This is a genomic window from Ruminococcus sp., assembly GCF_019417665.1.
Taxonomy (GTDB): Bacteria; Bacillota; Clostridia; order Oscillospirales; family Ruminococcaceae; genus Ruminococcus_C.
Genome location: NZ_DXUU01000085.1, coordinates 1 through 7,178, shown reverse-complemented (window position 1 = coordinate 7,178; position 7,178 = coordinate 1). Strand labels below are relative to the sequence as shown.

Below are 7,178 nucleotides of genomic sequence, written 5' to 3'. Positions count from 1 at the left end.
CTTTTTATTATACTTCTTTTAGAACTTGGTGTAAAGATACTGAACAGGCTCTAAGAAAGCCAAGCCAGCTCACAAGGTCAAGCTGTACTTTCCCAAGGAAACAAAAGCGGTCATGGGACACACCAGAATGACTACACAGGGCAGTGAAAAATACAACTACAACAATCATCCGTTCGAGGGACACTGCGGCACAGAAGCGTTTGCTCTCGCTCACAATGGGGTGCTGTACAATGATGCTGAACTGCAAAAGAAATACTGTTTGCCAAAAACAGCTATCGAAACCGACAGCTACGTTGCGGTGCAATTGTTGGAACAGGAAAATCGACTGAATGCAAAAAGTATCAAGAAAATGGCGGAACTTGTGGAGGGCAGCTTTGTCTTTACGATTCTCAGAAATGACAACACGCTGTTTCTGGTAAGAGGCAATAATCCGCTGACTTTATACCATTTTCCGAAACTCGGAATTTACGTCTACGCCAGTACAAAAGGCATTCTGGACAACGCTTTGCAAAAGGTAAATTTAAGTGATAGGTGCTATGAAGTCGATGTTTCAGAGGGTGAGATCGTAGAGATCACACCGGACGGCAAACTCAGCAGAAATGCCTTTACAATGCAGGACTACATCCACACTATGTACAATCCGTACAACTGGAATCATGTGGATTGGTATGAATCAGACGAGCAAGAAGAACTGCTGTTGGAGTATTGTAGTATGTTTGGCGTACCGGAGGAAGATGTCTATCTGTTGTTGGATTACGGCTACGCACCGGACGAGATCGAGGAATTGCTCATGGATGCAGAGGCAATGGAAGAGGCGAAAACACTGTTGCAGTGTGAAGCATAAAACAAGAAAATGGAGGAATCAACATGAAAGAATTTATTGCAGGACTGATACTGACACTGGTGGTAGGCGGCATCGGGATCGCCATGGAATTGCAGGAAAAGGAGGTGAAATACATCGATGCCGATTGCGATTGAAATGTTTCTGGCTGGGGTAGCTTGTGGGGTTGAACTGCTGGCACTGGTCAAGAAGAGTAAGTGAAAATGTTTGTGGGAGGCTTGGCGTGATGCTGAGCCTCTTTTTTTGGAGGTAGCTATGAAAGAAGAAACAACAGTAATCAAAAGCAAGGCGATCTTTTCAGATGATAAAAAGCACCGCCTGCTGTTGCGGAAAGAATGGGACAGCGAAAAGCCCACTGCAATGGTCATCATGATCAATCCGAATACAGCGGATACCGTCAACTTTGACATGACAACAATGTTGGTCATCAACAACTTGTATCAGCTTGGTTTCGGCAGTGTCAACATTGTAAACTTGTACAGCAGGATCACGGAAAAATTGTGCCTGCGTTTCAATGGTGATGATGAGTTGATCGATGAAGATTGTGATGCAATCATAGAGCAATACGCTGCCATGAGCGATGCCATTATCATTGCCTGGGGTACTATCGGAAAGAATACCCAGCGTGTACGGGAACGGCAAAAGTGGGTGCTTGATTTGCTGGAACCGCACGCAAACAAGCTGTACCAGATCGGAAAAAATGCCTGCCACCCACTTACACCAGCGGTCAGAAGAGAGTGGACATTAGAACCCTATGAAATGGAGGAGTTTGAAGTATGATAAAAGTGACTGATTTACAGGAGATGAACCGTATTGAAAATACGGCTTTGCAAGTATACATTCGGGAAAAAGCAGAAACAATGCTGCAAGAATATCAGGTGGAAAATCTGGACGAAATCGGTTGTTTTGTTTTACTGGAACAGTCTGAAATACAGCATTTTGTTGTATCCGAAATGGAGTTTGTGGAACTGTTTGAAATCGGCGAAAAGACCTATCTGCACGGCGTAAAAATCATAGATGACAGCTACGGTGAGGACATCTTTCTGCCGGTCGAGGCGGTCAGATGTTGAGCATTCCAAAGGTAGCACAGTACGCTCGATTTTCCAGTGATAACCAGAGAAGTGAGTCCATTGATGCCCAGATACGAGCCATGAATCAGTTCTGCAAACAGAACCACTGGCAAGTAGTTTCCACCTATACGGACGAGGCAAGATCGGCAACGACGGACAACCGACCGCAGTTCCAGCAGATGATTGAAGACAGCGGAAAAGGACTGTTTGACATCGTTCTGGTGCATAAACTTGACCGCTTTTCAAGAGATCGATATGACAGTGCCATCTACAAAAAGAAGCTGAAAAAGAATCATGTCAAGCTTTGCAGCGTGCTGGAACGCATGGACGATTCTCCGGAAAGCATCATGATGGAAGCGGTTCTGGAGGGCATGTCAGAGTACTACAGCAAGAATCTGGCAAGGGAAGTCATGAAGGGCATGAACGAGACTGCTTTGCAGTGTAAGCACACTGGCGGCTGTCCACCGCTGGGATACGATGTTGCAGAAGATAAGCATCTCGTCATAAACCCTTACGAAGCAGAAGCAGTGAAAATCATCTTTCAAATGTTTGCAGAGGGTTACGGCTACAGTGCGATCATCGACCATTTGAACGCTCACGGTTACAAGACAAAACGTGGGAAATTGTTCGGGAAAAATAGCCTGTATGAAATTCTCAGCAATGAAAAATATACCAGTGTGTTTGTGTTCAATAAGGCTGCGGCAAAGGCAGACGGCAAACGAAATAACCACGCTCAAAAGGACAGTTACATTCGCATTGAGGGTGGCTGCCCCGCCATCATCGGCAAGAAATTGTTTGCACAGGTGCAGCGGATCAAGGCAAGGAACAAACGGAACGCTGGTCGCTATCACAGCAAAGAGTTTTACCTGCTGACGGGGAAACTGGTCTGCGATGTGTGCGGAAAACGAATGATCGGAAACCTGAGATTTTCGGGAAGAAGTAAGACCAGACTTGCTACCTACCGGTGCAATACCCACAGGGCGGCGTGCAATAACAAAGAGTTGAATAAGGATTATCTGGACGCTTACGTTGCTGTGCTGATCGGTGAGAGATTGAAGTCGAAAAATTTGAAGAAACTTGTTGCTAAGGTGAATCAAGAGGTGCAGAAGTTTAACCATGATTTCGATACTCACCATGAAGCGATTTCTGCACAGTACAACGGAGTGCAGGGCAGCCTTGCAAACATCACGAAAGCAATCGAAAAGGGTATCTTTACCGATGACTTGCTGCAACGGGCGGAACAACTGGAAAGCGAAAAAACAGCACTGGAAACCAGACTGCACGAACTAAAGCTGCTGGAACCTATCGCCTATGAAGATGTCGCATACCTGCATACGCAGTGGAAAGAGTTGAGGCGGAACACCGAGGAGTTCCGCACATTTGTTCAGCAGTTTGTGAAAGAAGTCCATGTGCGACCCTATGACTTTGACATTGTGCTGGATATGGGTTTGGGCGTAGTGGAGCTGACAGAAACTGTTACCATGCGGCGTGGGGAACTGTACGAGATGTTCGATTCCAAGGTAAAGGAGCAAAGAATATGTTTGAAAAATCAAAGGGTAGATACCTGACCAGGGGAGTAGATGCAGAGATTCCACTGTACTTGCAAGTTTTTCTGTGGGAATGTGTGGACAGAATGCCAGAACCGAAGGACTACTTGCAGGTGTTCCGACTCAGCGGAGATCATGGTTTGCAAGTTGTATATCATACGGCGGAACAGCCGCAGTTTGCAATGACGTACTTTGTACTGGCAGAAAAGTCAATCACAGCAAAGGTGTATATCATGGATGATGGGGAACATTGTACCATGCTGTTGGCAGAAGAATATTGATTTTTGGAGGGCATCGCAGCGAATTTTCGTTGCGATGCTCTTTTTTTGTGCTCATAAATCACAGCAGAAATTTTTTTAGAAATTTCTGAAAGAACAAATACTTATATACGCTTTTTTGATCAAGGCGAGTATAAGGAGGAAAATCATGAGCACGAAGCATGAAAACACGAAATTTGATGAACTAAAAATGGACGTTTACACACAAATGACGGACAGTCAAAAGAATTCATTTGATCCGGAAGTCAGACTTCCGGTATTTGAGGAACAGGCTGTTTGTGAGAAAAAAGAATACGATCTGTTGAATCGGGAGGACACACTGGAGAACCGGAAACGCAGAGAAAAACGTCCTAGTAAGTTGATGCAGCTGATCGAGAATGGACAATATGAGGAGGCAAAAAAGCGGATCGCAGACCAGTACTATTGTTCCGTTACTGCAGTGTCACAAAACGCAAAATGGAAATGTGAAGAAAAAACTGCAAGAAAGATACTGGAGTCCATGTTTGATCTGGTACGATATGAACCCGCAAGGGGGATCCATATGGCAGTCGCAGAAGAGGCTGTAGAACTCGGAAACGAATGGTGTGAAAGTGCAAGAACACTCTATCGGTGCTGCAAACCAGGTGGAAAATTATTGGATTCTATGAAAGAAAGAGAGTTCAGACTGACATATCAAACGTACTTACTTGCAAAGAAGATGATCTTGATCGAATGCAGCGATAAGAAAGACTACGATAACAAGGTCGCAAAGCTACATGAAAATACAGAATTGATGGCAGTGCGTGCCGCAGTAAGAGTGCTTTTTGCAAATTTGGAAAAAACGGCAGCTTGATATGGGGTGAGTCCATACCATTTGTCAGGTAAGAAAAACCTGAAAATTTGGCGTATACAATGGCAGCGGGATATGAGATAATTGTACTACAGTCAGAGCAAGGGTGCTTTGGCTATGATGAAATGAAAGGACGTGGTGCAATTGCATCAGAAGCTAATCGACTATTTTAATTTTAGAAAGGAAGAGCTGTCATGGCAAAATATTTGAGTGGTAACAAGAAATTTGAAAAAGTAACGGAGACCGATGCAAATTACATTGATCTGACAGCAGGGTTCAGTGAGATCACAGCAGATACAGGAAAGGCAGGCTGCATGAGCGTGATCTGTACCAATGGCTCAAAGCGGCTGAAACTGAATCATGACCTGTACAATGCATTGGAAATGCCGCACGCTGTTAAGATCCAGTTAGGCAAGGAACGATTAGCAATCATCGCTGTTCCGGAAGATACGGTTTCGGCATTTACTGTTGGAAAAGGCGGTGTGATCTATGCCACTTCTCTTGTTGACAAAATTGCTGAGGCAATGCCGGATATGGAATGGAAAGAAAATGCGTCTACCCGCTGCGGACGCATCGAGCAGCTGCAAGAAGACAAGAATGGCAATACCGTCGCCATTGTGTCTCTTGCTTGACCTGGGGGAGGTAACATATGGAACAGATGGAAGGATTCGTGGAGATCACAAATGAAAAGGCAGATGGAAACACTGTCAGAGGCAGACGGCTGGAAGCAAGAAAAGAGGTTTTTGTGATCGATGAGGGTACTTATCAGGGTGTGATCACAGAAGCGTTCTGGTACTGTGGTGAAGGAGAGCAAGAACGTGTGATGTTAGGTATCCAGCTGGACAACGGTATCACATTCAAGACCAGTGTCAATGGGGAATGGATCGATGCGTATCCGTTCTCCGTCCTGATCTCGCAGGCGAATATTGCTTTTGTAGAGGACTTTATCAACTGTCGTGTGGAGTTTCAGGTGCGAAACAGATCATGCGGTGAATTGGAATACTCGAATATTCGAAAGATCCGCCTTCTTGCAGAGAAGTAAGGATCTGTTTGCCGGATAAGCGAATGCCGCAGTTCTGATCGTTCGGAACTGCGGCATTTTTGCTTTGAAAGGAGGAAAAATATGAGGATCTATAGACCACCTTGCATTCCGGAACTTCCGGAAAAGCTCTCAGCGGAAGAACGGGAACAGCTTCTGGGCGGAATGCAGGAATATGAAAAAAGGAAGATTTCCCAAAATCAAATGCAGCGTTTGCGGGCAACAGAACCGTACTATCCGGTGATCCCAGTGGAGGGGCAGTACATTTTGCTTGCGGTTTCCAAGTCGTCCCATTTGGAACTGATATGGCTTTGCAGCTGGTTTCAAGTGGATTCTGCATACCGGGACAGGAACAATGTGTATCGGGTAGAACTCAACATCAATGGCAGAATGGTCACAGCAGATTATGATATGCTGTATCCTAAGGACGTGATAAAACTTTCCCGGTACGGACTGCTCATGGATATCGATCATGCCGACAGTCTGAGCCGCTATCTGTTTCGCCGCATCGCAAAGCTGGAAGTCAGGGAACAGTCTGGCAGCATGGGGTTCGCCATGCAGAACGGAGAGCTGCGATTCCGGGCATATGAAAAAGAACAGCAGGTATTGCAGTATACGGAGGGCATCACCATGCAGGCGTATACAGAAGGACTCGATCAGTTACTGACCAATCCAGCCATCATGTTTGCCTTGTGCTGTAGCTGTGCCTCACTTTTTTTGGCATATCTCAGCTTGCGGTGCAGTTTGCCGTTACAGTCATTCATCATCTCTTTTTATGGGAAGACTACGACTGGAAAGAGTACGGCACAGACCCTGATGGCATCGGTGTTTACCAAACCAGACGATAAAAAGGTCTACATTCCATTCTTCGGTACGCTGAATGCAATCGTCAAGAATTTTGCTCAGAAATTCGGGATTCCACAGCTCTTTGATGAAGCAACGGTATCTTCCGGCGTAAATCTGGAAAACCTATTCTATACTATTACGTTGGAACAGGACAAGAGCCGCTGTAACACCAATGCGGATCTGCGGGAATCAGATACCTGGAAGCTGATCACGATCACATCTTCAGAATGCAGACTGCTGACAGAAGCTCGCATGCATAACAGAGGACTGGATACACGTCTGCTCAGCTTTGAACTGGTGTTCACCGACAGCCGGGAACACAGTGATCGGATTCACGCTTTTTGTCAACGGAATTACGGTGTTCTGGGCAAGGCATTGTCAGAATATCTGTTGGCGGCAGAACCAGAAGTCATCCTGGCAATGTACGAGGAATGCAGGGACACCATGCGAAGTGCCATAGCAGAAGAAGCATATTTTGACTTGACAGAACGTCTGGTGAATGCATATGCACTGCTTTTGCTGTCTGCAAAAGCTCTCTCTTCTCTCGGCGTGACTATGGACATAGAAGCGATCACAGCGTTTCTGACAGCGAATCACAATGAGATCCGTGAGCGTACCAATATCGCCGACAAATATTATCAGCATCTGGTGACATATGCAGTGATGCATTACTTTAACTGCTGCCAGTACGATGGTCTTTTATTCCCTTGATTACAGCATGAGCAACT

At 45.5% G+C, this 7,178-nt stretch carries 9 protein-coding genes; all 9 read left to right on the top strand.

The features are described from left to right. Positions 1-82: 82 nt before the first annotated feature. The 9 genes from QZ375_RS13285 (at position 83) to QZ375_RS13245 (ending at position 7,161) form a co-directional block, all read left to right on the top strand. Positions 83-844 carry a class II glutamine amidotransferase gene (locus QZ375_RS13285; RefSeq protein WP_295219735.1) on the top strand — a complete coding sequence of 254 codons (762 nt, stop codon included), beginning with the start codon at positions 83-85 and terminating at the stop codon, positions 842-844. 252 nt (positions 845-1,096) lie between these two features. Next, a complete protein-coding gene (locus QZ375_RS13280; protein ID WP_295219734.1) occupies positions 1,097-1,621 on the top strand; it encodes a DUF1643 domain-containing protein in 525 nt (174 codons plus the stop codon). Beyond that, positions 1,618-1,911: a hypothetical protein gene (locus QZ375_RS13275; protein ID WP_295219733.1), complete on the top strand. Its 294-nt coding sequence runs from the start codon at positions 1,618-1,620 to the stop codon at positions 1,909-1,911. Before QZ375_RS13280 ends, QZ375_RS13275 begins: the two co-directional genes overlap by 4 nt. Further along, a complete protein-coding gene (locus QZ375_RS13270; RefSeq protein WP_295219732.1) occupies positions 1,905-3,479 on the top strand; it encodes a recombinase family protein in 1,575 nt (524 codons plus the stop codon). The genes QZ375_RS13275 and QZ375_RS13270 overlap by 7 nt, the downstream gene beginning before the upstream one ends. Beyond that, the gene (locus QZ375_RS13265) at positions 3,449-3,739 is read left to right on the top strand and encodes a DUF960 domain-containing protein (RefSeq protein ID WP_295219731.1); all 291 of its coding nucleotides are present in this window, start codon (positions 3,449-3,451) and stop codon (positions 3,737-3,739) included. The genes QZ375_RS13270 and QZ375_RS13265 overlap by 31 nt, the downstream gene beginning before the upstream one ends. A 145-nt stretch (positions 3,740-3,884) precedes the next feature. Then, entirely contained in the window at positions 3,885-4,568 is a 684-nt protein-coding gene (locus QZ375_RS13260; RefSeq protein WP_295219730.1) for a hypothetical protein, read from the top strand. 191 nt (positions 4,569-4,759) lie between these two features. Next, complete coding sequence (locus tag QZ375_RS13255; protein ID WP_295219729.1) at positions 4,760-5,197, top strand: hypothetical protein; 438 nt, start codon at positions 4,760-4,762, stop codon at positions 5,195-5,197. Between the two features lie 17 nt (positions 5,198-5,214). Beyond that, positions 5,215-5,607, top strand: coding sequence for a hypothetical protein (locus QZ375_RS13250; RefSeq protein WP_295219728.1), 393 nt, complete (start codon positions 5,215-5,217; stop codon positions 5,605-5,607). 81 nt (positions 5,608-5,688) lie between these two features. After that, on the top strand, positions 5,689-7,161 hold the full coding sequence (locus QZ375_RS13245) for a DUF927 domain-containing protein (RefSeq protein ID WP_295219727.1): 1,473 nt from the start codon (positions 5,689-5,691) through the stop codon (positions 7,159-7,161). The last annotated feature ends 17 nt before the right edge of the window (positions 7,162-7,178 follow it).